The sequence below is a fragment of the Streptomyces sp. NPDC005533 genome (genome assembly GCF_042871845.1).
GTDB lineage: Bacteria > Actinomycetota > Actinomycetes > Streptomycetales > Streptomycetaceae > Streptomyces.
The window spans coordinates 18,850-45,424 of record NZ_JBIAJH010000031.1 but is presented as its reverse complement, the minus strand read 5'-3'; the positions used below and the strand labels follow the sequence as shown (position 1 = coordinate 45,424).

At 72.8% G+C, this 26,575-nt stretch carries 26 protein-coding genes; 10 read left to right on the top strand and 16 right to left on the bottom strand.

The genetic code is table 11. From position 1 onward, the window contains the following. Positions 1 to 7: 7 nt before the first annotated feature. The 3 genes from ACFYP3_RS26925 to ACFYP3_RS26915 are packed head-to-tail and all read right to left on the bottom strand — an operon-like array spanning position 8 to position 2,009. Entirely contained in the window at positions 8 to 760 is a 753-nt protein-coding gene (locus ACFYP3_RS26925) for an SDR family NAD(P)-dependent oxidoreductase (RefSeq protein WP_388837519.1), read from the bottom strand. Then, positions 757 to 1,743, bottom strand: a complete 987-nt coding sequence (locus tag ACFYP3_RS26920; protein ID WP_365478207.1) for a ketoacyl-ACP synthase III — start codon at positions 1,741 to 1,743, stop codon at positions 757 to 759. The genes ACFYP3_RS26925 and ACFYP3_RS26920 overlap by 4 nt, the downstream gene beginning before the upstream one ends. Positions 1,744 to 1,754: 11 nt before the next feature. Next, complete coding sequence (locus ACFYP3_RS26915) at positions 1,755 to 2,009, bottom strand: hypothetical protein (protein ID WP_030390264.1); 255 nt, start codon at positions 2,007 to 2,009, stop codon at positions 1,755 to 1,757. 206 nt (positions 2,010 to 2,215) lie between these two features. On the opposite strand from ACFYP3_RS26915, the gene ACFYP3_RS26910 reads away from it, so the two are divergent. The 6 genes from ACFYP3_RS26910 (at position 2,216) to ACFYP3_RS26885 (ending at position 8,314) form a co-directional block, all read left to right on the top strand. After that, entirely contained in the window at positions 2,216 to 3,112 is an 897-nt protein-coding gene (locus tag ACFYP3_RS26910; RefSeq protein ID WP_388837515.1) for a class I SAM-dependent methyltransferase, read from the top strand. 10 nt (positions 3,113 to 3,122) lie between these two features. Beyond that, positions 3,123 to 4,685: a flavin-containing monooxygenase gene (locus ACFYP3_RS26905; RefSeq protein ID WP_388837512.1), complete on the top strand. Its 1,563-nt coding sequence runs from the start codon at positions 3,123 to 3,125 to the stop codon at positions 4,683 to 4,685. 12 nt (positions 4,686 to 4,697) lie between these two features. After that, positions 4,698 to 6,224, top strand: a complete 1,527-nt coding sequence (locus ACFYP3_RS26900; RefSeq protein WP_388837509.1) for an FAD-binding protein — start codon at positions 4,698 to 4,700, stop codon at positions 6,222 to 6,224. A 94-nt stretch (positions 6,225 to 6,318) separates the two neighbouring features. Further along, entirely contained in the window at positions 6,319 to 6,792 is a 474-nt protein-coding gene (locus tag ACFYP3_RS26895) for an SRPBCC family protein (protein WP_388837506.1), read from the top strand. After that, a complete protein-coding gene (locus ACFYP3_RS26890) occupies positions 6,789 to 7,625 on the top strand; it encodes an alpha/beta fold hydrolase (RefSeq protein ID WP_388837503.1) in 837 nt (278 codons plus the stop codon). Before ACFYP3_RS26895 ends, ACFYP3_RS26890 begins: the two co-directional genes overlap by 4 nt. Further along, a complete protein-coding gene (locus tag ACFYP3_RS26885) occupies positions 7,622 to 8,314 on the top strand; it encodes a 4'-phosphopantetheinyl transferase (protein WP_388837500.1) in 693 nt (230 codons plus the stop codon). Before ACFYP3_RS26890 ends, ACFYP3_RS26885 begins: the two co-directional genes overlap by 4 nt. 103 nt (positions 8,315 to 8,417) lie before the next feature. On the opposite strand, the gene ACFYP3_RS26880 is transcribed toward ACFYP3_RS26885, so the two are convergent. The 4 genes from ACFYP3_RS26880 to ACFYP3_RS26865 all read right to left on the bottom strand — a co-directional run bounded on the left by ACFYP3_RS26880 (position 8,418) and on the right by ACFYP3_RS26865 (position 11,764). Then, positions 8,418 to 9,416 carry an AraC family transcriptional regulator gene (locus tag ACFYP3_RS26880; protein WP_388837497.1) on the bottom strand — a complete coding sequence of 333 codons (999 nt, stop codon included), beginning with the start codon at positions 9,414 to 9,416 and terminating at the stop codon, positions 8,418 to 8,420. Positions 9,417 to 9,624: 208 nt separating this feature from the next. Further along, positions 9,625 to 10,116 (bottom strand): DUF1772 domain-containing protein, encoded by a 492-nt coding sequence (locus ACFYP3_RS26875; RefSeq protein ID WP_388837494.1) that lies wholly within the window; start codon positions 10,114 to 10,116, stop codon positions 9,625 to 9,627. Continuing rightward, the gene (locus tag ACFYP3_RS26870; protein ID WP_388837492.1) at positions 10,113 to 10,748 is read right to left on the bottom strand and encodes a hemerythrin domain-containing protein; all 636 of its coding nucleotides are present in this window, start codon (positions 10,746 to 10,748) and stop codon (positions 10,113 to 10,115) included. Before ACFYP3_RS26870 ends, ACFYP3_RS26875 begins: the two co-directional genes overlap by 4 nt. A 197-nt stretch (positions 10,749 to 10,945) precedes the next feature. Continuing rightward, entirely contained in the window at positions 10,946 to 11,764 is an 819-nt protein-coding gene (locus tag ACFYP3_RS26865) for an NAD(P)H-binding protein (RefSeq protein WP_388837490.1), read from the bottom strand. A gap of 334 nt (positions 11,765 to 12,098) precedes the next feature. Between ACFYP3_RS26865 and ACFYP3_RS26860 the strand changes: the two genes are divergently transcribed. After that, positions 12,099 to 13,100: an AMP-binding protein gene (locus ACFYP3_RS26860; protein ID WP_388837488.1), complete on the top strand. Its 1,002-nt coding sequence runs from the start codon at positions 12,099 to 12,101 to the stop codon at positions 13,098 to 13,100. Positions 13,101 to 13,234: 134 nt separating this feature from the next. Here the strand turns inward: ACFYP3_RS26860 and ACFYP3_RS26855 are convergent, their stop codons facing one another. From ACFYP3_RS26855 to ACFYP3_RS26840, 4 genes are all read right to left on the bottom strand, one after another. Beyond that, on the bottom strand, positions 13,235 to 14,035 hold the full coding sequence (locus tag ACFYP3_RS26855) for an SDR family NAD(P)-dependent oxidoreductase (RefSeq protein ID WP_388837485.1): 801 nt from the start codon (positions 14,033 to 14,035) through the stop codon (positions 13,235 to 13,237). A 71-nt stretch (positions 14,036 to 14,106) separates the two neighbouring features. Beyond that, entirely contained in the window at positions 14,107 to 14,328 is a 222-nt protein-coding gene (locus ACFYP3_RS26850) for an acyl-CoA carboxylase subunit epsilon (protein WP_388837482.1), read from the bottom strand. Beyond that, the gene (locus tag ACFYP3_RS26845) at positions 14,325 to 15,899 is read right to left on the bottom strand and encodes an acyl-CoA carboxylase subunit beta (RefSeq protein WP_388837480.1); all 1,575 of its coding nucleotides are present in this window, start codon (positions 15,897 to 15,899) and stop codon (positions 14,325 to 14,327) included. Before ACFYP3_RS26845 ends, ACFYP3_RS26850 begins: the two co-directional genes overlap by 4 nt. 184 nt (positions 15,900 to 16,083) lie before the next feature. Beyond that, positions 16,084 to 17,304 (bottom strand): aminotransferase class V-fold PLP-dependent enzyme, encoded by a 1,221-nt coding sequence (locus ACFYP3_RS26840; protein WP_388837478.1) that lies wholly within the window; start codon positions 17,302 to 17,304, stop codon positions 16,084 to 16,086. A 373-nt stretch (positions 17,305 to 17,677) separates the two neighbouring features. Here ACFYP3_RS26840 and ACFYP3_RS26835 point away from each other — a divergent pair, with 373 nt between their 5' ends. Then, the gene (locus tag ACFYP3_RS26835; RefSeq protein ID WP_388837475.1) at positions 17,678 to 17,851 is read left to right on the top strand and encodes a hypothetical protein; all 174 of its coding nucleotides are present in this window, start codon (positions 17,678 to 17,680) and stop codon (positions 17,849 to 17,851) included. A gap of 129 nt (positions 17,852 to 17,980) precedes the next feature. After that, complete coding sequence (locus tag ACFYP3_RS26830) at positions 17,981 to 18,802, top strand: BTAD domain-containing putative transcriptional regulator (RefSeq protein WP_388837473.1); 822 nt, start codon at positions 17,981 to 17,983, stop codon at positions 18,800 to 18,802. A 9-nt stretch (positions 18,803 to 18,811) separates the two neighbouring features. Here ACFYP3_RS26830 and ACFYP3_RS26825 read toward each other — a convergent pair whose 3' ends face one another. The 4 genes from ACFYP3_RS26825 to ACFYP3_RS26810 form a co-directional block, all read right to left on the bottom strand. After that, positions 18,812 to 20,878: a condensation domain-containing protein gene (locus tag ACFYP3_RS26825; protein WP_388837470.1), complete on the bottom strand. Its 2,067-nt coding sequence runs from the start codon at positions 20,876 to 20,878 to the stop codon at positions 18,812 to 18,814. Positions 20,879 to 21,019: 141 nt separating this feature from the next. After that, complete coding sequence (locus tag ACFYP3_RS26820; protein ID WP_388837605.1) at positions 21,020 to 21,931, bottom strand: 4'-phosphopantetheinyl transferase family protein; 912 nt, start codon at positions 21,929 to 21,931, stop codon at positions 21,020 to 21,022. Between the two features lie 58 nt (positions 21,932 to 21,989). Further along, positions 21,990 to 22,952: an SRPBCC family protein gene (locus tag ACFYP3_RS26815; RefSeq protein ID WP_388837467.1), complete on the bottom strand. Its 963-nt coding sequence runs from the start codon at positions 22,950 to 22,952 to the stop codon at positions 21,990 to 21,992. A 77-nt stretch (positions 22,953 to 23,029) separates the two neighbouring features. Next, positions 23,030 to 24,283 carry a helix-turn-helix domain-containing protein gene (locus ACFYP3_RS26810; protein ID WP_388837464.1) on the bottom strand — a complete coding sequence of 418 codons (1,254 nt, stop codon included), beginning with the start codon at positions 24,281 to 24,283 and terminating at the stop codon, positions 23,030 to 23,032. A 647-nt stretch (positions 24,284 to 24,930) separates the two neighbouring features. Here ACFYP3_RS26810 and ACFYP3_RS26805 point away from each other — a divergent pair. Continuing rightward, on the top strand, positions 24,931 to 25,251 hold the full coding sequence (locus tag ACFYP3_RS26805) for a hypothetical protein (RefSeq protein ID WP_388837461.1): 321 nt from the start codon (positions 24,931 to 24,933) through the stop codon (positions 25,249 to 25,251). A gap of 49 nt (positions 25,252 to 25,300) precedes the next feature. On the opposite strand, the gene ACFYP3_RS26800 is transcribed toward ACFYP3_RS26805, so the two are convergent. Continuing rightward, entirely contained in the window at positions 25,301 to 26,431 is a 1,131-nt protein-coding gene (locus ACFYP3_RS26800; protein ID WP_388837458.1) for an FAD-dependent oxidoreductase, read from the bottom strand. Positions 26,432 to 26,575: the final 144 nt, after the last annotated feature.

Here is a 26,575-nt window from a genome sequence, read left to right as displayed (position 1 = left end):
CCGGGGGTCAGGTGATGGACACACCGCTGTCGATGCTGATGACCTGGCCCGTCATGCAGTCCTGCTCCAGGAAGAGACGGGCGCTGCGGGCGACCTCCTCGACCGTGACGAAACGGGGGACGGGAGCCTTGCCCTCCATGCCCTCGACGACCCGCTCCGGAAGGGTGTTCGTCATACCCGTGATCATGAACCCGGGAGACAGCGCGTTCACCGTCACCCCGCGCCGGCCGCACTCCGCCGCGAGCGTCCGGGTGAAGCCGATCAGACCCGCCTTGGAAGCCGAGTACGCCGTCTGCCCGGCCGTCGCGATGATGCCCGACGGCGACACGATGTTGATCACCCGGCCCCACCGCTGCCGCAGCATGTGCGGCACCGAGATGCGGGCCGTGTGGAACGACCCGATCAGGTTGGTCTGGATGACCTGCGCCCAGTCCTGCGGGTTCTGCATCGCCATCAGACTGTCCTTGCGGATCGCCCCGTTGTTGACGAGGACGTCCACCGGGCCGAGCTCGGCGGAGATCCGCTCGTGGAGGGCCTGCGTGGCCTCCCACGACCCGACGTCCCCGGTGACCAGCACCGACGGGTTCACCAGCTTCTCCCGGACGGCCTCGGCCGCCTCACGGGCACTGTTGTAGTGGACCGCGACCCGGCAGCCCAGCGCGTCGAGTTCGAGCGCCAGCGCCTGGCCGAGACCACCCGAGGCACCGGTCACCAACGCGACCGGGGACTCGGGCCGCTGCCCCGCACCGTTCTTGCTCATGCCGCGACACCGCCCCACTCCATCAGGATCGAACCCCAGGTCATGCCCGCTCCGAAGCCGGCCAGCAGGACCTTGTCACCGGCCTTGATCCGGCCCTCCTCCAACGCCTCGGTCAGCGCGATCGGAATCGACGCCGAAGCCGTGTTGCCGTACTTCTGGAGGTTGGTGATCAGCGCCTCCTGGCGCAGACCGGTGTGCGACAGGATCGAGTTGATGATCCTGATGTTGGCCTGGTGCGGCACCACGTGGTCCACGTCGGCGGCCTCCACCTTGGCGTTCTCCAGCGTCTCGCGCACCGTACGGACGGTGTAGCGGACGGCGTTGAGGTAGATCTCGTTGCCGTTGATCTGCGCGTAGTGCAGGCCCGCGTCCAGCGTCTCCTGGGTGGTCGGCATCCGGCTGCCGCCGGCCAGGACCTTCAGCGAGCCGGTGCAGGCGCCGTCGGCGCCCAGGTTCCACGCCTTGACCCGGTTCTCCGCGCCCGGCTGCAGGACGACCGCGCCCGCGCCGTCACCGACGAGGATCGACAGGTCGCGGTCGGCCGGATTGGCCGTCAGCGTGTGCGTGTCGGACCCGATCAGCAGGATCGGACGGGGATCGATGGCGATCAGCGCCATCGCGGACACCAGCCCGTAGACGAACCCCGCGCACTCGGAGTTGACGTCGTGCGCACTCCCCGAGATGCCCAGTTCGTGGTGGACGAACGCGGACGTCGCCGGGGAAGGCTGTTCGGGCGTGGCGGTCGCGACGATGAGGTGGGCGATGTCGGCGCCGGTCAGCCCCGCCTTCTCCAGCGCACGCCGGCCGGCCTCGACGGCCAGGGAGGCGGTGGTCTGCCCCGGGTTGACCGCCCGCCGCTCACGGATGCCGCAGCGGCTGACGACCCAGTGCTCGTCCACGCCGAACCGCTCGGCGAGCTCCGCACTGGTGACGATGCGTTCGGGTACGGACATGCCCCACCCGGTGATGTCGAAGCCGGTCACGTCACCCCTCGCTACGCCTGAGCCGGGACGAGGTCGACGATCTTCGCGTAGACGTCACGCAGCGTGGTCGTGTCGTCGAGGTCCGCGAAAAGGGACTCGTCGGCCGGGATGTGCGGGTACTGGTTCTGGAATCCGTACAGCCACTCCATCAGGTCCAGCGAGTCGACGTCCGCGATGTGCTGGAGCGGGGCGTCGGGGCTGACCTCCGCGGCACCCGAGACGGCCTCGAGCTGGCTCGCCAGTTCTTCGATGGTGGGCAGCGACATGGGGTCGGTCCTCTCTCGGCAATGCAACTCGGCAGTGCGTGTCTTGTTTTCGAGAGCGATAAAAGCCCCGCCCCCGCAAGGAACGCGCAACACCACACCGGATCCCGAATCCGGGCCCTCTTGCGCACACCTTGCGGGGCATCGGGTTTTCTCGGTCGCGAATTCGGAAAACACGGCCCGCCGGACACGCAGGAAAGAGGATCAGGATGACAACGGTCGCCCCCAAGTCGGTGGACCCCGAGGTCGATGCGATCAGGCACCACTACGAGGTCAGCAACGATTTCTACCGACTCCTGCTGGGCCCCACGATGATGTACTCCGGCGGCTACTGGGAGGACGGCGAGGACCTCGTCGCCACCCTGGACGAGGCGCAGGAGCGCAAGCTCGACAAGTTCGCCGAACTCGCGAACGTCAGCGCCGGCACCACCAAGCGCGTCCTGGACATCGGCTGCGGCTGGGGCACCATGCTCAACCGCCTCACCACCGTGCACGGCGCGGAACAGGCCGTCGGCCTGACCCTCTCCCGCACCCAGGAAGCCTTCATCGACGGCCTCGGCAACCCGCGGATCACCACGCTGGTCCAGAGCTGGGCCGACTACAAGGTCGCCGACGACAGCGAGAAGTACGACGCCGCGTTCTGCATCAACGCGCTGGAGCACTTCGTGTCCTCCAACCTGCCGCCCAAGGAGCGCACCAAGCGCTACCGGTACTTCTTCCAGCAGGTCGCGGGCGCCCTCAACCCGGGCGCCAAGTTCGTGCTGCACACCATGACCGCCGAGGCGCTGCCGATGAACCGCGCGCTCCTGGACGACCTGAAGTTCCTCCAGCGCTCCGAGTTCGAAGGCTGCCACATCCCCCACCTGAGCGAGCTGTCCGCCGCCGCCGAGGGCCTCTTCGAGATCGACGAGATCGTCAACGAGCGCGAGTCCTTCGCGATGGCCTGCCGCGCCTGGCTGGTCCTGCTGGCCGAGCGCCGCGACGAGGCCGTGGCCCTGGAGGGCGAAGAGGTCGTCTCCCGCTTCGAGCGCTACCTCGACATCTTCGCCTACACGCTCGAGGACAAGTTCTTCAACAACTTCCGCGTCACCATCACGCGCCGCTGAGGAGGTCGACGTGACGAGCATTCTTGAGCCGGCCAAGGACGGCGGAGCACGCACGGGCACCGAGAAGGCCCCCGGCGGCCGCGGCCCCACCCGGCACCTGCGGGTCGCGGTCATCGGCACCGGCTTCTCGGGCCTGGGCACCGCCATCCGACTGCTGCAGTCGGGCATCGACGACTTCCTGGTGTTCGAGCGGGCCGACGAGGTCGGCGGCACCTGGCGCGACAACAGCTATCCGGGTTGTGCGTGCGACGTCATGTCCCACCTCTACTCGTTCTCCTTCGCCCGCAACCCGAACTGGAAGTCGACGTTCGCCTCCCGCGACGAGCTGTACGCGTACCTGCGCGACACGGCCGACCGCTTCGGCGTACGCCCGCACATCCGGTTCGGGCACGAACTGGAGGCCGCCCGCTGGGACGAGGACGAACGGCACTGGAAGATCGAGACCTCGCAGGGCCGGTACACCGCCCAGTTCCTGGTCACCGGCACCGGCTACCTCAGCGAGGCCGCCGTCCCCGACATCAAGGGCCTGACGGACTTCGAGGGCAAGATCTTCCACTCCTCGAACTGGGACCACGACCACGACCTGGCCGGCCGCCGCGTCGCCGTCATCGGCACCGGCGCCTCCGCCATCCAGTTCGTACCCAAGATCCAGCCCGAGGTCGGACACCTGGACCTCTACCAGCGCACGCCCCCCTGGGTCGGCCCCAAGCCCGACAAGGCCAACAGCGAGCTCCACACCAAGATGCTCCGCTCGCTGCCCGGATACCAGCAGTTCCGGCGCGGCTTCAACATGTGGGGCCGCGAGATCCTCGCCTTCTTCTGGAAGCGCCCCAAGCTCGCCGAGAAGGTCCAGAAGATGGCGAGCGACCACCTGCTCAAGTCGGTCCCGGACGAGGCGCTGCGCGCCAAACTCACCCCCGACTACCTGGTGGCGTGCAAGCGCCTGCTGTTCTCCAACACCTGGTACCCGGCGATCCAGCAGCCCAACGTCGAGATCGTCAGCGACCCGATCGCCGAGGTCCGCCCCAAGTCGATCGTCGGCGCCGACGGCGTGGAGCGCGAGGTCGACACCATCATCCTGGGCACCGGATTCCAGGCCACCGACCGCCCGGTCGCCCGCCGGATCTGGGGCAGGGACGGCGTCCAGCTGCGCGAGGCCTGGAAGGACGGCATGGCCGCCCACCGGGGCACCACCATCGCCGGCTTCCCCAACCTCTTCATGCTCCTGGGCCCCAACACCGCCCTGGGGCACTCCTCGCAGACCGTGATGATCGAGGCGCAGGTCCAGTACGTCGTCGACTCCCTCAAGCAGGCCGACAAGCGCGGCCTGGCCAGCATCGAGGTCCGCCGGGAGGCGCAGGACGCCTACAACCGCAAACTCGACAAGCACCTCGAGGGCACCGTCTGGATGTCGGGCGGCTGCAAGAGCTGGTACCTCGACGCCGCCGGCCGCAACACGACGGTCTTCCCCACCTACACCTGGCGCTTCCGTCGCGGGACCAAGCGCCTCGACCTGAGCGAGTACCAGCTCGCTTCCCGGGTGCGCAGCACCAAGCCGGTACCTCACCAGTAGGAGACGCACGAGATGAGCAGCACCCACAGAACCGCCGCCGGCACCCCCGCCCAGCCGTCCCGCCGCCGGGTCCTGGGCGGGATCGCGACCACCGCCGTCGCGGTCGTCGGCTGGAACACCGTCTCCCAGACCTGGGCGACGGCCGCCGAGGCCGCCGGCAGCTCCGACGTCGTCCCCGTGCCGGGACTCACCGGAACCCTGGAGACGACCCCCGGCGTCGTCGACGCCTTCGCCAACGACTTCGGGCACCTCTTCGACGGCGCCGCGAGCAAGCCGTGGGCGGTGCTGCGCCCCGGCGGCACCGACGACATCGTCAAGATCGTCGAATACGCCCGCACCAACAACATCAAGGTCGCCGTCAACGGCCAGGGCGGCACCGGCAACGACATCGAGTCCCACTCGGTCTACGGCCAGGCACGCGTCCCCGGCGGCATCTCCATCGACGCCAAGGGCATGTCGAAGATCATCTCGATCGGCAACGACACCGCGGTCGTCGAAGCCGGCGTGACCTGGGGCCAGCTCACCGACGCCACCCTCAAGGTCGGCAAGACCCCGCCGGCGCTCCCCGACTACCTGTACATCTCCGTCGGCGGCACCATCAGCATCGGCGGCATCGGCGGCACCGTCCAGAGGTACGGCCTGCTGTGCGACACCGTGCACTCCATCGACATCGTCACCGGCGACGGCAAGCTCGTCACCGCCAGCGCCACCCAGCGCCCGGAGCTGTTCAACGCGGCCCTGTCGGGCGGCGGCCAGGTCGGCATCATCGTCCGCGCCACCGTCAAGCTGATCCCGGCCCCCAAGCGGGCCGTCATCTTCAGCCTCTTCTACAGCACCGTCGAGCAGTACCTCGCCGACTCGGAGAAGGTCCTGGCCGACGGCCGCTTCCAGGTCCACGCCGGCGAGATGCTGCGCACCCCGGACAACTCCGGCTGGCGCTACAAGCTGGAGGTCGGCGCCACCTACAACACGACGCCGCCCAACCGCGGCAAGCTGCTGTGCGACCTCAAGGACGTCCGCGCGGACGCGGTCATCGAGGACGTCTCCTTCAGGGACTACATGTTCCGCCTCGACGCCTACGAGGCCATCCTGAAGGAAGGCGGCCACTGGTACACGCCCAAGCCCTGGCTGAGCATGTTCCTGCCCGCCTCGAAGACCAAGGCGTTCATGAAGCGCGTCGAGCAGGAGCTGGACGACACCTCCCTCGGCGGCGGGTTCCTGCTCTTCTACCCGTTCTACACGTCGAAGATCAAGCGGCCGCTGGCGATGATGCCCAACGAGTCCGTGGTCTACCTCTTCGACCTGCTGCGCTTCCCCAACCCGGGTGAACCCAACATCCAGGGCATGATCGACCAGAACCGCCGCCTGTACGACATCGCGGTCGCCAGCGGCGCCAAGCGCTACCTGGTGGGCTCGATCCCGATGACGGGCGCCGACTGGCAGAAGCACTTCGGCACCCGCTGGAGCGGCTTCGTCAACGCCAAGCGGAAGTTCGACCCCAACAACATCTTCACGCCCGGCCAGGGCTTCTTCGCCTGACGGCAGGCCGGCCGGCCGTGAAGACCCGGCGGTGGGGGCAGGGGAGAGGGACCCCGCCCCCACCGCCTTTCCCATATCGAGTGGAGGCTGCGCAATGACGACGTACGACCTGATCGACGAGGCGGTGATCGACGCCCCGGCGGATACCGTCTGGGACGCCCTCGTCGCCGAATTCCGCGGCGCCAGGAAATGGTGGGTCCCGCACAACACGTTCACCGCCGTCTCCGGCGCCCCCGACGAGGTCGGCGGCACGGTGGGCGTGGTCGTGCACACCAAGGGCGTCGACAAGGGCGGACTGAAGCTGCGCTTCACCTCCCGCACGGTGGCCGTGGACCCCGGCCGCCGACTCGACATCGAGTACGTGGACGGCGTCTTCCGCGGCCCGAGCACCTTCCTGCTCGAACCGCTGCCCGACGGCCGCACCCGCCTCTCGATGCACTTCACCGGCAGCCCGCACGGCTGGCTCAAGGCCCTGGCCAAGGTCGCCGACCTCGGCGCGGAACACTCCAAGGCCACCCTCGCCGCCTTCGCCTCACTGCAGCGGCAGCTGTCGGCGGTACCCCGATGACCACCGCCCCCGACACCACCAGCGAACTGACGGTCCGCACCGACGACGGCGCGGAACTGGCCGTCACCGTCCTCGCCCCGCTGAACGGGACACCCCGCGGCGCCGACGTGGTCCTGCTGCACGGCTGGGCCCACACCCGCCGCGCCTGGGGCACCGTCACCGACCGCCTGATCCGCGCCGGCCACCGGGTGGTCCTCTACGACCAGCGCGGCCACGGCGCGTCCACCCTGGGCCGCACCCCGGTCTCGGTGGAACGCCTCAGCGCGGACCTGGCCGCCGTCCTGGGCGAGACCGACGCCCGCGAGGCGGTCCTCGTCGGCCACTCGGGCGGCGGCTTCACCGCCCTCACCTACGCCACCACCTCACCCTCCGCCGGCCGGCTGCGCGGCCTGGTCCTCCTGGGCACCGCGGCACACGGCCAGGACACCCCGGACAGCGAGGTCAAGATGATGGGCAGCGCGCTCTTCTCCCGGGCCCTGCGCCGGCCCTGGCTGGGAGTCAGACTGCTCGGCTCCACCACGGGCAAGGACGTGGACCCCGTCGTGCGCGACGTCAACCGGCAGATGTTCGCCGCCACCACGCCCCGCGTGCGCGCGGACTTCTTCCGCTGCACCCGCGGCTGGGACGTCCGCGAAGCCCTGAAAACGGTCACCACCCCCGCCGTCGTCCTGCACGGCGACGCAGACAAGGTGATCGACATCGCGCTGGCCGAAACCCTCGCCGAGGTCCTGCCGGGCGCCCGCTTCGAAGCGGTACCCGGCGCGGGCCACATGCTCGCACTGGAACGCCCGCTCCTCGCGGTCGCCGCCGTCACCGAGCTCGCCGCACGATGATCGAGGAACTCCTGCCCCCGGGCGTCACGTCATCGGAAGCCTTCGACGACGCGGCGCCCGCCCCTCTCTTCCCGGCCGAGGCGGCCCTCATGGAGGGCCGCCGGGCCCACCGGCGCACCCAGTTCGCCACCGCCCGCGCCTGCGCCCGCCGCTGCCTGTCCGACCTCGGCCGCCCCACCGGCGCCCTCCTGCCCGGACCGGGCGGCGCCCCCCAGTGGCCGTCCGGCGTGGTCGGCAGCATCACCCACTGCGACGGCTACCGGGCGGCCGTGGCGGCCCCCGCCTCCGTGATGGCCGCCGTGGGCATCGACGCGGAGCCGGCCGGCCCGCTGCCCCGCGGCGTCCTCGCCCTGATCGCCTCCGACGACGAACGCGCCCACCTCGCCGCCCTCGCCTCGCGCGACCCCACCGTCCCGTGGGACCGCGTCTTCTTCTCCGCGAAGGAGGCGGCGTACAAGGCGTGGTACCCGGCCACCGGCATCTGGCTCGGCTTCCGCGACGCCACCCTCACCCTGTGCCCCGACGGCGGCTTCACGGCGACCATGCACCCCTCGCCGCCGGTGCCCGTGGACCCGCACTACCGGGGCCGCTGGCTGGCCGGCCCGGACCTCGTCCTGACCGCCGTGACCCGCGAAGGCGCCCGGCAGCCGGCCGAACGGGCCGCCGCGCCCCTACCCGCCGCCACCTAGAACACGACAAACACGCCCACGCACACGCACACGGCATACGGACAGCGGCCCGGGACCCGCAGCCACGGCTCCCGGGCCGCCGTCCGCCCCCACCCACCGGCCGTCAGGGCCCGGGCAGCACCACCGTGCGCGCCCGCTGCGGGGCCTGCGGCGCGGCCACCGGGTGGGCGCCCGAACGGAACTCCTGCGGACTCATCCCCCGCACCCGCTTGAACGCCGTCGAAAGCGCGAAGGCCGAGCCGTAGCCCACGCGCCGCGCCACCGTCGCGATGGTGGCGTCCGGCTCCCGCAGCAGGTCCGCCGCCAGGGCCAGCCGCCACCCGGTCAGATAGGCCACCGGCGGCTCGCCCACGACATCGGTGAACCGGCGCGCCATGGAAGCCCGCGACACCCCCACCTTCAGGGCGAGTTCCTCGACCGTCCAACCGTGGGCGGGATTCTCGTGCAGCAGCCGCAGCGCGGGCCCGACCACCGGGTCACTCTGCGCCCGGTACCAGGAGGGCGCCCCGCTGCCCGGCGCCGCCAGCCAGGTCCGCAACACCCCGATCAGCAAAAGGTCCAGGAGCCGGTCCAGGACGATCTCCTGACCCGGCTCGTCCTTGGAGATCTCCGCCGCCAGCAAGGTGACCAGCGTGGTGTCCGCGGCCTCGGCCGGCCGCACCAGGATCGTCGGCAGCGCGCTCAGCAGCCGCCGGCCGATCTCACTGGGCGCCTGGTAGGTGCCGCTCAGCATCACGGCCGAACCGGCGTCCTGGACATCGTCGCCCCAGGTCCGCACACCGAGCGCCATCGTCTCGGTGACGTCCTCGCCCTCCTGCGTGCTGCACCGCTGCTCCGGGCCGACCGTGATCTGCACCGGTGTGTCCCGGCAGTCCGCGACCGTGTACGGCTCGGGGCCGCGTACGACGGCCACGTCGCCCGGCCGGATCATCACCGGCGTGCCGTCCTCGGGAAGAAGCCAGGCGTCGCCGTGCACCATCGTGACGACGGAGAGCGGCGCACGGTCCTCCACGCGCAGCGACCAGGGCGGGTTGAAGACGGACTTGAGCAGGAAGGCCCCCCGGGCCTTGGGGCCTTCCAACAGTCCGGTCAGCGTGTCCATGCGTCCATCCTCTCGCGTCCCCCCTCCGGCCCCCAGCCCCCGCCGCACATCCCACATCCCGCATCCGGTTAGGCCGGACGCGGGCCCGCGCACGGCGAAGCGCCCGCTCTCCCGCGGGGGACGGAGAAGAGAGCGGGCGCCGTTCGCGGGGGAGGAGCGGCGCAGCGCCACGGCGTCTGCCGCCGCTGCTCTCGCCGCGGCCGGGGTGCTACACCGACGCGCGGCCGTGCAGCGTCAGCGCCCGTCCCAGCGCGGCCAGGGCCGCCGTACAGGCCACCGTACGCACGATGTTGCCCGAGGCCCACCGGCCGCCGAAACGGCTACGGGCCGCCGCCACGTCGGCGCCGGCCCGGGCCAGCTGGTTGTTGAGGGGGATGTTCACGATCGCGGTGACCGCCAGCGACAGCCCGTACAACGCGAACGCCAGCCAGCCCCAGCGCGCCGCGTCGAGGCGGCCGCCACGCTGCTGCTGCGCGGCCGCCACCCCGGTGGCCAGGAAGGCGCCCAGGAACAACAGCCCGAACAGACCGTTGTCGATGGCCTCGTTGATGTTGCGCATCGCGGTCACGTACGTCTGGTCGTCGCCGCGGCCCAGCCCCGGCATCACCGAGATGTCGAAGGCGAAGTAGAGCCCGGCCATCAGCCCGGTCCCCACCGTCGCCGCCACCAGCGTCACCGATTGCGTGGTCGTGCTGCTCACTGCGAAAGTCCCTTCAACGTGCGCTCGTAGCGCCGGTTCAGCAGCGTGGCGCCGATCAGCCGGACGGGCGGCGGGATGGTGGCCGAGACGTGCGCGACCGACTGCCGCGAAGCGCCGTCGAACATCCACGGCTGGAGGTAGGTCATCACCCGCATCGGGGCGCTGGAGACGACCTTGCGCTCCTCGGCCAGGTAGGCCCGCTCCCCGAGCCGCTCGAAGACGGGGAAGACGATCCGCTCCTCGTCGCGCAGGTGGTCGCGCAGCACGCCCTCGAAGGTCTGCGCCGCCCGGACCAGGCCGTCGCCGCGGTGGGCGATCGCCGTCCCGACGGCCGCCATCGCGGCGTCCAGTTCCTCGTGGTCCTCGTGCAGTTCGCGTGCCTGCGCGTCGAAGTCGGCGTCCCGGCGGCGCAGTCCCGGCCACAGCACGTCGTCCTCGCTGGTGTGGTGCCATTCGATGACCTGGCGCAGCCGCTGCCACCACTCGGCGCCCGCGCCGTTCCACGCGGGGGCCGCCGCGCGCAGCCGGGCCGCGTCGCGCCGCATCGCGATGTGCATCAGGGCGAAGCCGTGGAAGTGCGGGGGAAGGTGTTCCAGTCCGTGTTCGCTGGAATACGACGGGGGAGCTGGCACGGGAGCCTCCTGCCGGTCTGTCGTGCGCGGTGGCGCCGAAGCGCGGTGGAGCGGTGTGCGGTGTGCGGTGGGACGGTGTGCGGTGGGGCCGCAGTGCGTCGTCCCCCTCACCCCGAGTACCGGGCGGCGGCCGTACCAGAGTCGCCGCCCGGTCAAGGAGCGATGAGGGAGCAAACGGCGGTGCGCAGCCCGCGCCGTCAGACGTTCCAGACCCCCGACGCGGCGGCCTCGCGGGCGAAGTCGGAGAAGTCCTTGGGCTTGCGGCCCAGGGCCTCCTCGACACCGTGCACCAGGTGCGCGTTGCGCCCGTCGAGGATCATGGTGAACAGGTCCGCGAACTCCTCGGGGAGGTTGTTCTCGCGCAGCACCGCGCGGTACTCCTCGTTGGTGACCGAGATGTACTTGATGTCGCGCCCGGTGGCCTTGGACAGTTCGGCGGCCACATCGCTGTAGCTGAGCAGGCGCGGGCCCGACAGCTCGTACGTCTTGCCGATGTGCTTGTCATCGGTCAGCGCGGCCACCACGACGTCGGCGATGTCGTCGGCGTCGACGAACGCCTCCACCGCGTCACCGGTCGGCAGGGCGATCTCGCCGGCCAGTACGGGCTCCAGGAAGAAGCTCTCGTTGAAGTTCTGGTTGAACCAGCTGGAGCGCACGATGGTCCAGTCGGCGCCGGAGGCCTTCAGGTTCTCCTCCGACACCTCCGCGGCCTCCTCGCCGCGCCCCGACAGCAGCACCAGACGGCGCGCACCGTGCGCGACGGCCACCTTGGAGAATTCGCGGACCTGTTCGGCCGCGCCGGGGAAGGCGAGGTCGGGGTAGTAGGTCACGTACACCCGGTCGACGCCCTCCAGCGCCGGACCCCAGGTGGCGCTGTCGTGCCAGTCGAAGGCGGGCCGGCCGCTGCGGGAACCGATCCGGACCTGACGGCCCTGGGCGGAAAGCTTCTCGGCGACGCGCCGGCCGGTCTTGCCGTGACCGCCGATGACGAGGGTGATCTGCGTGTTCTGAGTCATGAGTACAGTCAAGTCCAGTCTCGCGAGACGGGCCATAGCCACAAAGCTCAGTTCCATATGCCTGCGTCTACGAGTGGTCACCTCGGAGCGCGACGGAGAGAGTGTGTGGCTTCGGCGTGAGTCCCAGCAGCGTAGGCATGCCCCCAGCGGGCGGGCCAGGCGTCCCGAGCGGCCCTCGACCACGCGCCGAGCGCCCCTCCAGCACCCGTCCGGCACCCGTCCGGCGATCTCCGAGCGACCGCCGAGCCTGCCTCTGCGGCGGGACTTGAGCCGTTTTCCGGTCTCCTGCGACAGCATCGGCCCCGGAGTAACGACCCGCCCGCTGGGAGGCCGCATGAACGCCACTCCGGATCATCCGGAGCTCGACCAGTTGACCGCCGACGTGGCCGCTCTGCACGGACGGATCGGGCTCGACCCGGCCGCCCGGCCGCCCGAGCGCCGCGACCGCATCGACATCCGCTTCGCGGCCGCCGCCGCCCGCCATCCCACCCGGGTCTGCACCCGGGACACCGCGCAGCAGAGCACCTACCTCGAACTGGACTGGCTGGCCGACGACATCGCACGGCGCCTGTCCGGCCGGACCGGCCCCGGATCGGCCGTCGCCGTCCGCGCCCGCCGCACCCGCACCGCCCCCGCCGCCGTGGTGGGCGCACTGCGCACCGGAGCCGCCGTGCTGCCACTGGAGCCCGGACACCACGCGGGCCTCCAGGAACACCTGATGCGCGACGCCGGCGTCGAGATGGTCGTCTCGGACAGCGGACTGCTGCGGGACGAGATCCCGCTGGCCAAGGCGGGCGGCTACGTCATCGCCGCGCGCCCCGAGACGGCGAGCGGCCGCGAGATCCCGCCCGGCACGGCCTTCCTGGCCCTGCCCCCCGCCGGCGGCGACCCCGGCCGCGCCCTGACCGTGGGGACCGTCACCCACGGGGACGTCCTGTCGTGGGTGGACGCCGTGGTCCCGATGCTGGAGTCGGGCCCGGACGAGGTGTGGACGTACTTCCACTCCCTCAGCCTGGACCTGGGCATGCGCGAGATCTGGGCACCCCTGCTCTGCGGCGCCCGCGCCGTCGTCGTGGACCGCGACACCGCCTCGGACGCCCGCGCCTTCGCCCGGCTGCTGGCCGAGGAGCAGGTGAGCGTGGTGACACAACTGCCGTCCGCGTTCGCCCGGCTGGCCGCGGCGGCCCGCGTCACCCGCACCAGCCTGCCGGCCCTGCGGCACGTCCTGCTCTGCGGCGAGCCGCTGGACACCGCCGCCCTGGCCGACTGGCGGGACGCCCACATCGCCCCGCAGGCCGTCGTCTGGGACGTCTCGGGGCCGCCGACCGCCTTGTGACCGGCCCGGGGCAGCGGCCCCGGGAGCGGCCACGACGGGGGGCCACGGGACGGGGGAGGGCCGCGGACGATCGACCGTCCGCGGCCCTCCCCCCTTTTTTCGGCGTGCCGGGCGGCAGCCGGCATCGGCCGACGTCAGTAGTTCCCCATCCCCCCGCACACGTTCAGCGCCTGGGCCGTGATGGAGGCGGCCAGATCGGTGGTCAGGTACCCCACCAGGGCGGCCACCTCCTCGGGGGTGGAGTACCGGCCGAGCGGGATCTTGGACTCGAGCTGCTCCTGGACGTACTCCTCGGTGGTCTCCCACGCCTGCGCGTACCCGCTGCGCACGCGCGCCGCCAGGGGCGTCTCCACGTACCCGGGGCAGACCGCGTTGACGGTGGTGCCACTGGGCGCGAGTTCCTTGCCGAGCGCCTTGGTGAAACCGACCACGGCGTGCTTGGAGGCGGAGTAGGGGGCGCCGAGCAGCACCCCCTGCTTGCCCGCGGTGGAGGCGATGTTGACGATGCGGCCCCAGGGCTGCGCGCTGAGGCCCCCGCCGTTGAGGACCTCGCGCGTCATCAGGAACACGCTGTTGAGGTTGGTGTCGATGACGTCGTGCCACAGCTCGTCGGTGATCTCCGCGGTGACCCCGCCCCCGCTGCGGCCGGCGTTGTTGACCAGGACGCTGACCGGTGCCCCGTACGCCGCCACCGCGGAGGCGACCAGCGAGCGCACCGCCGCGCGGTCGCGCACGTCGGCGGCCGCGCCCTCCACGCTCAGCCCCTCGCCCTGCAGATCGGCGACGGTCTGCTTGACCGCCGACTCCGTACGCGCGCAGACGAACACCCGGTGGCCGCGGGCACCCAGGTCCCGGGCGACGGCCAGCCCGATGCCGCTGGTCGCCCCGGTGACCAGCGCCACCGGCCGCTCGGGGGACTTCTCTCTCGTCTTCACGCTCATTCTTGTTCCCTCCGTCGCTCACCAGACGTCCAGAGCGTGCCGCAGGGCACTCGGGGCGCGACGGATCAGCGCTCGCGCCACGTTCCCGCGCGCCGCAACCCGCCCCCGCGGTCCCACCCGGCGGCCCGCGTACGCGGGGGATCGGGACGCTCGGCCGTCCGCCGGCCCAGCAGGGCGCTCAGCACCGCCAGCACGGCGGCCGTCTCCGCCGCGTCGGGGCTCCCGCGCACGATCCGCCATGGCGGCGCCCCCGCCCCCGGGGCGGCCGCCGCCTCCTGGCCCGTCATACCGGCGGGTTGCCGTGCTTGCGCGACGGCAGGTCGGCGTACTTGGGACGCAGCATGGCCAAGGCCCCGACAAGCACCGAGCGGGTCTCGGCCGGGTCGACGACGTCGTCGACCAGACCGCGCTCCGCCGCGTAGTACGGGTGCATGAGCTCCGTCGTGTACTCCTTGATCTTCTGCGCGCGCGTCGCGTCGGGATCGGCGGAAGCGGCGATCTCCCGGCGGAAGATGACGTTCGCCGCACCCTCGGCGCCCATCACGGCGATCTCGTTGGTGGGCCACGCCAGCGCGAGGTCCGCCCCGATGGAACGCGAGTCCATCACGATGTAGGCACCGCCGTACGCCTTGCGCAGGACCAGCGAGATCCGCGGGACGGTGGCGTTGCAGTACGCGTACAGCAGCTTGGCGCCGTGCCGGATGATGCCGCCGTGCTCCTGGCCGACACCGGGCAGGAAACCGGGCACGTCGACCAGGGTGACCAGCGGGATGTTGAACGCGTCGCAGAACTGCACGAAGCGGGCCGCCTTCTCGCTCGCGTGGATGTCGAGGACCCCGGCGAGGTGGGCGGGCTGGTTGGCGACGAACCCCGTGACGTGCCCGTCCATCCGGGCCAGCGTGCACACCACGTTGGCCGCCCAGCCGGGCTGGACCTCGAAGTGGTCGCCGTCGTCGACGACTTCCTCGATGACCCGGCGGATGTCGTACGCCTGCTGCGGATTGGCCGGCACGATCCCGGCGAGCGCCTCCGTACGCCGCTGCGGCGGGTCGTCGCCGTCCTCGCGCGGCGGCGTCTCGCGGTTGTTGGACGGCAGCAACGAGAGCAGGTGCCGTACGTCCTCCAGGCAGCTCTGCTCGTCGTCGTAGGCGAAGGCGGCCACCCCCGAGACCGCGGCGTGCACGTCGGCCCCGCCCAGACCGTTCTGGGTGATCTCCTCACCGGTGACGGCACGGACCACGTCGGGGCCGGTGATGAACATCTGCGAGGTGCCGCGGACCATGAACACGAAATCGGTGAGCGCGGGGGAGTAGGCCGCCCCGCCCGCGCACGGCCCCATCATCACGCTGATCTGCGGGATGACCCCGGAGGAGCGGGTGTTGCGCTGGAAGATGCCGCCGTAGCCGGCCAGCGCGGACACCCCCTCCTGGATCCGGGCACCGGCCCCGTCGTTGAGCGAGACCAGCGGCGCGCCGGCCGCCTCGGCCAGGTCCATCACCTTGTGGATCTTCTCCGCGTGGGCCTCGCCGAGCGCCCCGCCGAAGATGCGGAAATCATGCGCGTACACGAACACGGTACGGCCGCCCACCGTGCCCCAGCCGGCGACCACACCATCGGTGTAGGGCCGCTTCTGCTCCAGCCCGAAACCGCTCGCACGGTGGCGGCGCAGCGCCTCGATCTCGTGGAACGAGCCCTCGTCCAGCAGCAGGGCGATGCGTTCGCGGGCGGTGAGTTTGCCCTTCGCGTGCTGTGCTTCGGTGGCCCGCTCGTCGGGGCCGGCCAGGGCCAGGGCCTTGATGCCGGCCAGTTCCGCGGCAGGGTCTCTGCCCGGCAGGGTGGACACGTCACTGATGGTCATGTGGATCCTCCAGATCTGAAGACCGGATTGCGGCCACCGTCGCGCGCCAGGCTCAAGACGCCGTGGAAGTCCGCTCGAACCCCGTACGAGACGTGGTCCTGGCGCCGTTGCGGCGTGCGGGCTCGGCGGCCCGCCGGCGGGGCGGCCGGAAGGGCGGGGTGGGGACCCGCCGGGGCGGCGGCGCTCAGGTCGCCCGGTGCAGGGTGAGGTGGCGGCGGCCGGCCGGTTTCGCCCGGTACGCCGACGCCGGCCCGCCGGGGCGGTCCGCGCCGACCGCGGCCGGCGCCGCGGCCGTTGCCGCGCCGCTGTGCTCCCGCCTCTCCCGCTCCTCCCGCAGGACCTCCCGCAGGGCCTGCTCGAAGCGGTCGACGTCCTGTGCGCCGTTGTCGTGGTGGACGGACGCCCGGACGGCGCTCGCGCCGTCCCGCGCGGCCGGGTGCAGCGGAGTCTCCTGCGCGACGCTCTTGCGCAGGACGACCCCCCGCCGGGCCAGGCCGCGGCGGATGAGCGGGGCCGGGACCTCACGATGACGGAACGCCAGCATCCCCGCCCGCTCCCGGCCCGCCGCGAGCACTTCGATCCCGGGCGTCCGCTCGACGACGGCCCGCAGCCGCGCCAGCAGGTCCTCGCCCGGCAGGCGGCGGGCGGCGCCGTGGTGGGCGAGGGCGGCGTTCAGCGCGGCCACGGCGGCCGGGGCGGGCGCCGGCGGGCACCCGCCCCACACCCCGGGCGCGGCGTAGGCGAAGCCCACCGCGTCCGGGCCGCGCAGGAACCTCCAGCCGTCCGCCGTGACCAGCTGCGCACCGATGCGCGCGGCGTCGACGGGGAGCTGGCCGACGGAGTGGGAGGCGTCGAGGGCGTACCGGGCCCGGTGGGGGGCCAGCAGCCGGCCCACCCGCTCGACCGGATTGACCGTCCCGCAGGCCGAGGAGACGTGGACCACCGAGACGAGGGCGACGTCCTCGTCGATGTGGGCCCCCATCCAGTCCAGGTCGAGATCGCCGTCCGCGCGCAGCGGGACCACCTCCAACCGGCAACGGGTGCGGTCGCGCAGGGCGTAGAGGGTGCTCAGGTGGTCCACGCCCTCGTGCGGGGTGGTCCAGATCCGATCGCCCGGACCGAGCTCCACGGCGCGGACGAAGGCGTCGAAGGCCGCGGCCGCGCCGGTGGTGAGGACCGTGTCGCCGGCCGGGACGCCCAGCAGACCGGCGAGACGGTCGTGCACCTCGCTGTCCAGGACGGCGCCCAGGTGCTCCCGCAGCGCACGGCTCCCGAAACGGTCGTCGCGGGCCGTGCAGGCGGCGAGCACGGCGCGCACCCCGTCCGGCATCCGGCCCGCGCCCGCCGTGTCCAGGTGGGCCGTTCGTTGCGTGTCGTACGTCGGCGCATTCGTCGGCGCATTCATTCAGGGGCCTCCCCCCGCTGTCGGGGCCGCGGCACGTCCACGACCCTGTGTTCCCTGTATTGCCAGAACGCTTGGCAATACATTGCCTATGGCCCGGCGGTCTTGGCAATGCCCGCTCCGGCGATGCTCGAGTTCCGGCTCCCTGGCAACTCCTGGCACATTCCCGCCCCGCCCGCGCCCCATCAACTTCCGCGCAGGTCACAGCAGTTCACGAAGCCGCCACGGGCGCCCGAAGAACGGCCGGCCGGCGTTATCCGCCCGCCCCTCCAGCATTTCTCCAGCGATTGACGAGCAAATCCCGAGCAGACGTTGCCAATCTTCTTGGCAGAGGACTTGCCAAAAAGATGCGAAACGTTGCCACGGAGGAGCCACCATGAAGAACATCGCCCGCGTCGTCGCCACCGCCGCCCTCGTCGCCACCGCCGTCCTCACCGCGGGCGCGGCCGCCCACGCCGACGGCGGCGCCATCGACTGGCCGGTTCCCCCGACCTCCGCCGGCACGCCGGCCACCACCGGCCCCGCCACCGCCCTGATCGACTGGCCGTAACCGCTCGGCGGCGGCTCGAAAGCCACTACAGGAAAGAGATGGAGCACATCCACCCCGGCTAGCGTGCCTCGAACGGGGGCAGCTCCTTGGCCACCGGAGGAAAAGAGCCAAGGAAGTACGGAGGAGACCGTGAGAATTCAGGTTCTGGGTCCGCTGAGCGCAGAGGTCAACGGGGGATCCATCGTGCCGACCGCGGGCAAACCAAGACAGCTCCTGGCGCTCCTCGCGCTCTATCCGGGGCGCGTCATACCGGTTCCCACCCTCATGGAGGAGATCTGGGGAACCGCGCCGCCGCAGAGCGCGCTGACCACCCTGCAGACGTACATCCTCCAACTGCGCAGACGCCTGGGCACCGCCATGGGCCCCGACGCCCCCGGCGGCGCCAAGGACGTACTCGTCACCCGCCACGGCGGCTACCTCCTGCAGATACCCGAGGACGGCGTCGACGTGCACGACTACGAACGCCTCGTCCGCGAGGGCCAGTCGGCCTTCGAATCCGACGACAGCCGGGTCTGCGCCGCCCGCTACCGGGCCGCCCTGGACCTGTGGCGCGGCCCCGCCCTGGTCGACGTACGCGTCGGGCCGATCCTCGACATCGAGGTGATGCGCCTGGAGGAGAGCCGCCTGGTCACCGTGGAGCGGCGCATCGACGCCGACCTGAGACTGGGCCGGCACGCCGAACTCATCGCCGAGCTGACCGAGCTGACCGCACGCCACCCCCAGCACGAGGGACTCCACTCCCAGGTCATGGTGGCCCTGTACCGCTCGGGCCGGCAGGCCACCGCCCTGGACGTCTACCGCCGGCTGCGCGCCCGCCTGATCGAGGACCTGGGCGTGGAACCGTCGCCGCAACTCCAGCGACTGCACCAGGCCATGCTCGCCGTCGACCCGCAGCTCGACGTCCTCGCCGGCCCGCGCCGCACCTCGACCTTCGACCTCTACGCCGCCTAGCGGGACCGTTCAGTCGCGCCGCACGGCCACCTGCGCGAGCCCCCGGGCGAGCGCCTGCGCGCTGCCGCGGGGACCGCCGAGGCCCGTCATGACGACCCTCACCGGCGATCCGAACCCGTCCGCGAGAACCCGCGCCAGCGCGTACGCCGCCGCCGCGCCGGGCCCGCACCCGCCCAGCACCAGCCGCCTGCCGTGCGCCGGCAGCCCGGCCAGGGCGGCGGGCACCACCGGGCCGGGCGGACCGTCCAGCTCCAGCACCACGATCGTCTGCGGGCCCCGGTGGTCGCGGGCGAACAACTCGTAGCAGCCTTCCACCACCCCCGGGACCGCCAGCAGGCAGATCACCTCCGCCGAAGCCGCCCCGCCGCGCAGCGTGCGCAGCGCGCCACGCCGCACCGCGGGCGGCCGGGCGGCGGCCATCGAAGGGGCTTCGGTGTCCGCCAGCAGGCCCAGCACCGCGCCGACCGTGGGATCGGGATCCGGCAGATCGGGCAGGGCCCGCAGCAGGCCGACGCACTGCCCCAGCAGAGCGGCGGCGTCCGCGTCGGCCAGACGCGCCCGGTCGTGGACGGCGTCGAGGACCAGCGCCCCGCCGCCCTCGTGCCGGGCGACCACCGTGACGGGCACGCCGGCGCCGGCGCCGACCGTCCGCGGCGCGTCCACGCCGACGCCCTGTGCCTCCAGCTCACGCCGCACGTCGGCCCCCGGATCGGCCGGAGCGTCGAAGACCAGGACGCTGTCGGTCAGGGGTTCGCCCGGCCCCCGCCCGCTCCACTCGCGGACCAGGTCGGCCGACACCCACGGGTAGGCGCCCAGGTCCAGCCGGGCGTCGTGCACCTGCCGCAACAGGTCGGCCAGCGGGGCCGCCGGATCCACCCGCACCGTCATCGGCAGCGCACCGCCGAGCAGCCCGGGGATGCCTCCCGCTCCGGGCAGCGCGATGTCGCCGCCGCAGACCCGGACGCCGAAACTCACCGGCAGGGGACCCCCGGCCGCCGCCGCCCGGTACAGCACCAGCGCCCACACCATGTGCAGGGCGCCGCTCTCGCCGACCCCCCGCGCCGCGGCCCACGCACGCAGCCGCGGCCCGTACGGCTCCTCCAGCCGCCGGCGCACCCGTCCCTCGCCGCTTTGACCGGTGTCCGGGCCGGGGCGGCCCGGCGCGGTCGCGGCGCCGCGCGGGGGCGCCGCGACCGTCCACAGTTCCCGGGCGCCCTCGGCGCCCTGCCGGGCCAGCCAGCGCGCGTGGTCGCGCAGGTCGGGGCGGCGCTCACCGCCGGGCAGGGCGCCCGCGGCCAGGTAGGCGCGGTAGAACGCGCGCAGCAGGAGGTGGACGCCCCGCTCGTCGAGCAGGGCGCGGTGGCAGGTCAGCAGCACCCGGGTGGGCGCCCCCGGAGCCCCCTCCAGCAGGGTCAGGCGCAGCAGCGGCGGACGGTTGAGGGCGAACCCCCTTGCCCGGTCCGCGTCGAGGAGTTCCCGCCAGGTGGTGTCCCTGCGGGCGCGGTGGACGATCTCGACCTCGGCGTGCGGATGCAGCAGCAGCCGGGGCACCGCCGTCCAGTCGAAGGCGGCCCGCAGGATCGACTCGCGCCCGCAGACCGACTGCCAGGCCGCGTCGAAGCGGGCCCTGTCGAGCGGCCCCGACCAGTTCCAGTGGACCTGCTCCAGGTACCGGTCCGGCCCGTCGGCACCGGTGAGCGCCGCCACGAGCAGTTCGCGCCGGTCCCCGGCCAGCGCCAGGGGCTCAGCGGCCCCCGGGTACGGGCCCAGCAGGTCGGCCAGCAGCTCACCGCTCAGCAGCTCACCGCCCGGCGACGTGCCGCTCGGCGAGGTGGGGCCGGGCGTGCCGGCGTCCGGGAGCAGGCGCAGGGTGTGCCGGCCCGGACCGTGGCCCTCCAGGGTGACCCGGAAGCGGCGGTGGCGCTCGGCGATGCGGGCGGCGAACATCTCGGCGTCCGCGTCGTGGCGGAGCCCGCGCACGCCGAGGACGAGCGCGGAGCCGGCCGCACCGCGGCCCGCCTCGTGCACCACCGCGAGGACCGGCCCCGGCCCGTCCGCGGCGTCGCCCCCGCTCACCGGCCGGCCCGCACGCGGCCGGGGCGGATGCGGGTGGCCCCGACGCCCGCCGCGCTCCCGTCAGTCACCGACACGGACACGACACGGAAGGACCGACGCGAAGGACCGACGCGAAGGGCGCCGCGGAAAGTTCCCCTGCGTTCACGGCGTCCGCCTTCCCTCGCCCCACCCGGAGGTCACCGGTCGCAGAAAGGGTAAGTGGTCCCCGCGCCCGCTTCCCCTTTCCTCAAGTGGTGCTGCAGCGCTTCGCGAACCGGTGTCGACCTGCGCCTTCCCGGCCGCCGCCCAGCCGGGCAGCCGCCGGTGCGCGGCGCCGACCAGATAACGCTCCAGGACGCGATGGGTGGTGAACGTCCACGGCCCGGCCGCGTCCCCCTCCTCGTCCGGCGCGCCCACCGCGACGGCCCGGCCCCCCTCGTCGCGGTCGAACCCGAAGGCGGCGAAGCCGCGGCCCGGCCCGTGCCCGAGCGCCCTGGCACGGGCCTGTTTCAGGGTCCACAGCCACAGCAGCCGGGCCCGCCGCTCACCCTCGGGCAGCGCGGCCAGTGCCGCGCGTTCCGCCACGGTGCACCACCGCCCGGCCGGCACCTCGGCGGCGACGTCACGCTCCACGGGCTGCGCGTCCACACCGATCGGACCGCTACGGCTGACACCGACCACGATCAGCTCACCGGTGTGCGCCAGACTCACCTCCAGGTCCTCGCCCGCCCCCCGCACCAGGGGCTGCCCGTCCGGCTGGTAGCCCAGTTCCAGGCTGTCCACGGGAACGTCCAGCGCGGCCGCGGCGGAGTGCCTCACCACGAACCGCGAGACGGCGAAGCGCATCCTGCCGGCCGCGGCCGCCGTCTGCCGGTAGCGCGGCCAGTCGGGCCCGAGCAGCGGCCGCAGCGCGGGGTCGAGGAGCACGGCGGCCAGCCACTGGCCCCACGTCGTGCAGATGACCGCCCGGCCGGTGTCCTCGAGCCGGTCACCCACCTCGTCCCACGGCCCCTGGGGACCGGCAAGGTGCAGGGGCGCGTCGAGCGGCTCCGGGCGCCACCGGTCGGCAACCATGCTCACGACCTCCTTCCCGGGCTCATCGCCCACGCGTGGCCGCACAGCGGCCGCCGGCTCATCGCAGCCGGCGCACGGCGCTCTGCGCATGCCACCCGGCCAGGCGCAGCGTCTGCGTACCCGCCCGCCCCAGCCACGTCCGTACGTACCGGCGGGCCTCCACGAGATCGGTCCCCGCCCCCAGCACCTCCTCGACCGCCTCCTCCCGCAGCATCACCTGCCGGGCACGGACGACCCGTACGCCGCCCCCGTCCGGGACCAGGGACCACTCGCCGCTGTGCGCGGCGATCAGCGGGGACGTCGTCAGCTCCTTGTCGACGATCCGCGCGGCCGAGGGGAAGCACAGCCGCACCGACCGGGTGGTGAGCGTCCGCCCATCGGGGGCGGCGCAGGTGTCCACCGTCGCCAACTGCACACCCGGTACGTCCTCGATCACCTCGACCGAGTCCACGTGCGGGAGGCGCTCGGGCCAGTCCCCGATCCGGTAGAGGAAGTCGTAGACCAGCTCGGCGGGACCGTCGACGCGCACGTCGTCCTCGAAGGAGAACAGCAGCTGGTCCAGGCGCTCCCACCGCTCGGCGACCGCCTTGACGTGGGCGATCCGCTCGGCCGGCTCCGCCTGCCACTCCCGCCGGCTGCGCTCGCTCTCGGCGGCCGGCAGCCCCTCCAACGTCCGCTCTTGACGTAGCGTCAGCAGTGATTCGGTCTCGCCGCACGCCTCGACCGTCCACACACCCAAGGTGGGCACACCCGGCCGGGCGGTGTCCTCCTCCTCGAACCCGACGGTCCTGGCGTGCGGGTCCAGCACCCGGCGTACGTGCAAGGAGCGCACCCGGTCCTCGCGCACGTCCCAGACCCGCAGCCGCTCCCGGACCCCGTCGAAGTCCATCCGCTCGACGTGGACGTGCCAGGGCAGCAGCAGCGGCCAGCGCACGGCATCGGCCAGCAGTCCGTAGACCACGCCGGCCGGAGCGGCCACCCAAGCCGTCCGCTCGCTCGCGTGCACGCGCTGCGACGGCATGAGACCCACCCCCCTGATCGTTCCCGCGATGCATTCCGGACTGCACCACAGGCTGCACCAGGGGACTTGAGCCTTCCTCAACCGCCGACGGGCGAGGCCCCGCTGAACCGCCCGGCCCCCACACCCTGACCGGCTGGGGTCAGTGCGTCGGCCAGCACCCGCCAGATCTCGGCGGCCAGGTCGATGTTGGCGTCCTCCTGCGCCTGCTGTGCCAGCTCGCGCAGGCCCTGGATCCCCGAGGGGTCGCCGCCGAGGATCAGCAGCTGATGGCGCAGGATCTCCAGCCGTACCCGGCCTCGATAGGTCATCCTCGGCTGGTCGGCGGCCAGTTGGCCGAGCAGGGCGCGCGCGTCGTCGTACTGGCCGGTGGCGAACGCGAGGTCCGCCTTGAGCGCGGTCAGGTCCTGCCGCAGCGCCGGCGTGCCCACGAAGGCCAGGGCGGCCTCCGCCTCGGCGGCCCGCCGACGCGCCTGCTCCGGATCGGCCGGCAGCTTCTGCAGGTGCAGCCGGGCCGTGGCCAGCCGCAGCCGGATCCACAGGACCAGGTCCTCCTGGCTGCCGAACCGCTCCAGCGCATCGTCCAGGCAGGCCTGCGCGCCCGGGTAGTCGCCCTGGCGCATCCGCACGGCCGCGGCCGTCCACATGGCCTCCGCCCACAGCGCGTCGGAGCGCCCCTGCACGAGGACGGTCAGCTCGTCGGCGTGCACGCGGGCGTCGCCGACCCGGCCGGCCTCGGCCTGTACGGACACCAGCGCCAGCAGGGCGGTGGCCCGGTCCTCCACCCCCAACTCCTCACCCAGCGCGATCCGGTGGGCCTCGACGGCGGCATCCAGGGCCGGGTTGATCTCACCGACGGACCGCAGACACCGCGCGAGGCGGGTCAGGCCCCGCACGCGCAGCTCGCACACCCCCACTTCCTCGCCGAGCGCGACCAGCCGGGTGAGCCGGTCCAGCTCCAGCGCGTGGTCGCCCTGGACGCGGGCCGCCCCGGCGAGGAGCCACAGCGCCTGCCAGCGCAGCACCGGCGGCTCGTGCCCCTCGGCGGCCAGGGCCTGGCGGAGGGCCTCGATGGCGTCGGGGGAGCCGGTGGACGCCGCCAGGGTGAGCGCATGCGCCAGCGAGCCGGTCGCCGGCTCCTCGAAGTCGGCCGGTTCCAGGCCGAGGCGGCCGGCCAGGTACCCCACGGCCCGCTCGGTCGGCTGCCGGGCGCCCGACTCCAGCCGGGAGAGGTAGCCGGTGGACATGCCCTCGCCGGCCAGCGCCGTCTGGGACAGGCCCTGGGCCATCCGGAGCTTTCTCAGGCGGTGTCCGAACGCGGGCTGTCGCAGCATGAGCATCCCTGAGGTCGCGGGCAAGAAATCTGTCGGGAACCGCCATCGAGCGTAGGACGCCCGGCAACACGCGGGCAAACCTTTGCCAGGGGTTCGCGACGGCTCTCATGCGCACGTCATGCGCTCCTCAAGCGTTCCTCGAACCGACCGAGGCACACTCTCCAGAACCCGGCCCCGGCACCGGCCGGCACCCCGCCCTTCCCGCATTCGGCGCCTTGGAGTCGCTCATGAGGCCATCGGTGCGCGCACCCCGCGCGTCGGGGACGCCCGCAGCACACACCGGGCGCGCGTCCCCCGCCCCCCGGCCCGCCGACCCGGCCGAGAAGACCCACCCGGACGACGACATCGGCTGGCCCAACCACCGCACCCCGCCCACCCCCGGGCCGTCCGCGAACGCCGCGACACGCCGGAAGCCGCCCCGTCGGTTCGGCCGGAACCCGGTGAGCCGCGGGCGATTGCGGAACCTTTGAACCGATTCCATGAGGTGCCGACGGCCCCCGACACGGCGGAAAGCATCCGCTCGTGATCCCACCCCGGGCGCAGACCGTTTGAGGGACGTCATCGACCTGGGCTACGTTCCCGGCACAGCCACGGACACCGCGAAGCGCTCCGGGAGTTGTCCCACCGAGCACGAAAGGCCGTCAGCCGTGCACGACGAGAACGACGTGAACGACGACGTGAACGATCCCTCAGCCGCCCGGCACTCCGACGACACCCGCCCGACGCCGTCCTGGTCGCTGATGGTGCCGCTCACCGGCGCGGCGTGCGCCGTGCTCCGCTTCGGCGGCGTCTGGTCCTGGTGGGCCCTGCTGTGGGTCCCCCTGCTCGCCGCCGCCGTCGCCGGCATCGTCCTGGAGTGGCGGGTGCTGGCACGCAATCGCTGGCGCATGGGAACCATCGAATGGCTCTCGCTCACCACCGCCCACCTCGGCTCCGCCGCCGCGGCGGGACTCATCCTCGGCCTGTGACCACCAGACCTCCTCGCCGCGGCCGTACGGCCACCGGCCGAGGCCGCAGTCAGCGCCCCTTCTCGGTGAGCATGTCGATCAGGCCGTGGGAGGCGTGGTCAGCCGAGAAGATCTCCGAGAGCTCGACGCCCTCGAACGTCGCCGGCTCGGCACTGCGCACGAACATGGCCTGCTCGTACGCGGTGAGCGCGGCCTCCGTGTCGTCGGGGTGCGCGGCGAGTGCCTTGCCGAGTTCGGCTCCGTCGAGCAGGGCCAGGTTGGCGCCCTCGCCGTTCGGACCCGCGAGGTGCGCGGCGTCGCCGAGCAGCGTCACCCCCGGCACCCGGTCCCAGCGGTGCCCCTGCGGCAGGGCGTAGTGGGGACGCAGGACCGGCGCGGTGTCCCCGTCGGTGATCAGCGCGGTGACCTCCGGCGCCCAGCCGTCGAACTCCCGCGCGATCCGCGCGGTGGCCGCGGCGGGATCGGTGAAGTCGATGGCGGCGAACCAGTCCAGCGGCCTGGCCAGCGCCACGTAGGTGTGCAGGGTGTCGCCGCTCTCCCGGTGGGCGAAGATCTCCCTGCCCGGCGCGGGCACGATCAGCATCCCGCCGCCGACCGCCTCCGCGGCGGCGCGATGGCGGGTGTCGGCGTCGAACAGGTACGTCTCGACGAACGACGTGCCCGTATACGCGGGCGTGGCGGGGGAGAGCAGCGGCCGCACCCGTGACCACGCGCCGTCCGCGCCGACCAGCAGGCCGGTGACGAGGGTGTGGCCGTCGGCGAACATCACCTCGTGGCGGCCCCGGCCCAGGGACCGGGTGCCCACGACCTTGTGCCCCCACCGGACGGTGCCGGCCGGGAGCGAGTCGAGCAGGATCCGGCGCAGTTCACTGCGCTGCACCTCGGGGCGGCCCCCCGTGCCGTCGTCGGCCTTGTCCAGCAGGACGCTCCCGTCCTGATCCAGGACCCGCATCGCCTGGCGGCCCTCCAGGACGATGGCGCGGAACTCGTCCATCAGCCCGGCCGCCTCGAGGGCGAGCTGCCCGTTGTAGTCGTGGATGTCGAGCATCCCGCCCTGCGCCCGCGCCTGCGGGGAGGACTCCGCCTCGTAGACCGTGACCGGGATTCCGTGGACGTGCAGGACGCGCGCCAGCGCGAGTCCGCCGAGTCCCGCGCCGATGACCGTGACGGGTGTGTGCATGGTGACTCCTTCGGGACCGGGCCGCCCGGTGGATCCGGCCGGCCGTCTCCGGAAAGGTGTCAGGGCCCGCCAACAGGCCACCGACAGCGCACCGACGGCCACCGACACCCCCCGACAGACGACCGACACCGACACCGTCCCCGT

Excerpts from the sequence above, each read along its gene's own strand:
- ACFYP3_RS26925 (WP_388837519.1), bottom strand. The coding sequence starts at position 760 with ATGAGCAAGAACGGTGCGGGGCAGCGGCCCGAGTCCCCGGTCGCGTTG.
- ACFYP3_RS26915 (WP_030390264.1), bottom strand. The coding sequence starts at position 2,009 with ATGTCGCTGCCCACCATCGAAGAACTGGCGAGCCAGCTCGAGGCCGTC.
- ACFYP3_RS26910 (WP_388837515.1), top strand. The coding sequence starts at position 2,216 with ATGACAACGGTCGCCCCCAAGTCGGTGGACCCCGAGGTCGATGCGATC.
- ACFYP3_RS26900 (WP_388837509.1), top strand. The coding sequence starts at position 4,698 with ATGAGCAGCACCCACAGAACCGCCGCCGGCACCCCCGCCCAGCCGTCC.
- ACFYP3_RS26895 (WP_388837506.1), top strand. The coding sequence starts at position 6,319 with ATGACGACGTACGACCTGATCGACGAGGCGGTGATCGACGCCCCGGCG.
- ACFYP3_RS26890 (WP_388837503.1), top strand. The coding sequence starts at position 6,789 with ATGACCACCGCCCCCGACACCACCAGCGAACTGACGGTCCGCACCGAC.
- ACFYP3_RS26885 (WP_388837500.1), top strand. The coding sequence starts at position 7,622 with ATGATCGAGGAACTCCTGCCCCCGGGCGTCACGTCATCGGAAGCCTTC.
- ACFYP3_RS26880 (WP_388837497.1), bottom strand. The coding sequence starts at position 9,416 with ATGGACACGCTGACCGGACTGTTGGAAGGCCCCAAGGCCCGGGGGGCC.
- ACFYP3_RS26865 (WP_388837490.1), bottom strand. The coding sequence starts at position 11,764 with ATGACTCAGAACACGCAGATCACCCTCGTCATCGGCGGTCACGGCAAG.
- ACFYP3_RS26860 (WP_388837488.1), top strand. The coding sequence starts at position 12,099 with ATGAACGCCACTCCGGATCATCCGGAGCTCGACCAGTTGACCGCCGAC.
- ACFYP3_RS26850 (WP_388837482.1), bottom strand. The coding sequence starts at position 14,328 with ATGACGGGCCAGGAGGCGGCGGCCGCCCCGGGGGCGGGGGCGCCGCCA.
- ACFYP3_RS26845 (WP_388837480.1), bottom strand. The coding sequence starts at position 15,899 with ATGACCATCAGTGACGTGTCCACCCTGCCGGGCAGAGACCCTGCCGCG.
- ACFYP3_RS26840 (WP_388837478.1), bottom strand. The coding sequence starts at position 17,304 with ATGAATGCGCCGACGAATGCGCCGACGTACGACACGCAACGAACGGCC.
- ACFYP3_RS26835 (WP_388837475.1), top strand. The coding sequence starts at position 17,678 with ATGAAGAACATCGCCCGCGTCGTCGCCACCGCCGCCCTCGTCGCCACC.
- ACFYP3_RS26820 (WP_388837605.1), bottom strand. The coding sequence starts at position 21,931 with ATGGTTGCCGACCGGTGGCGCCCGGAGCCGCTCGACGCGCCCCTGCAC.
- ACFYP3_RS26815 (WP_388837467.1), bottom strand. The coding sequence starts at position 22,952 with ATGCCGTCGCAGCGCGTGCACGCGAGCGAGCGGACGGCTTGGGTGGCC.
- ACFYP3_RS26810 (WP_388837464.1), bottom strand. The coding sequence starts at position 24,283 with ATGCTGCGACAGCCCGCGTTCGGACACCGCCTGAGAAAGCTCCGGATG.
- ACFYP3_RS26800 (WP_388837458.1), bottom strand. The coding sequence starts at position 26,431 with ATGCACACACCCGTCACGGTCATCGGCGCGGGACTCGGCGGACTCGCG.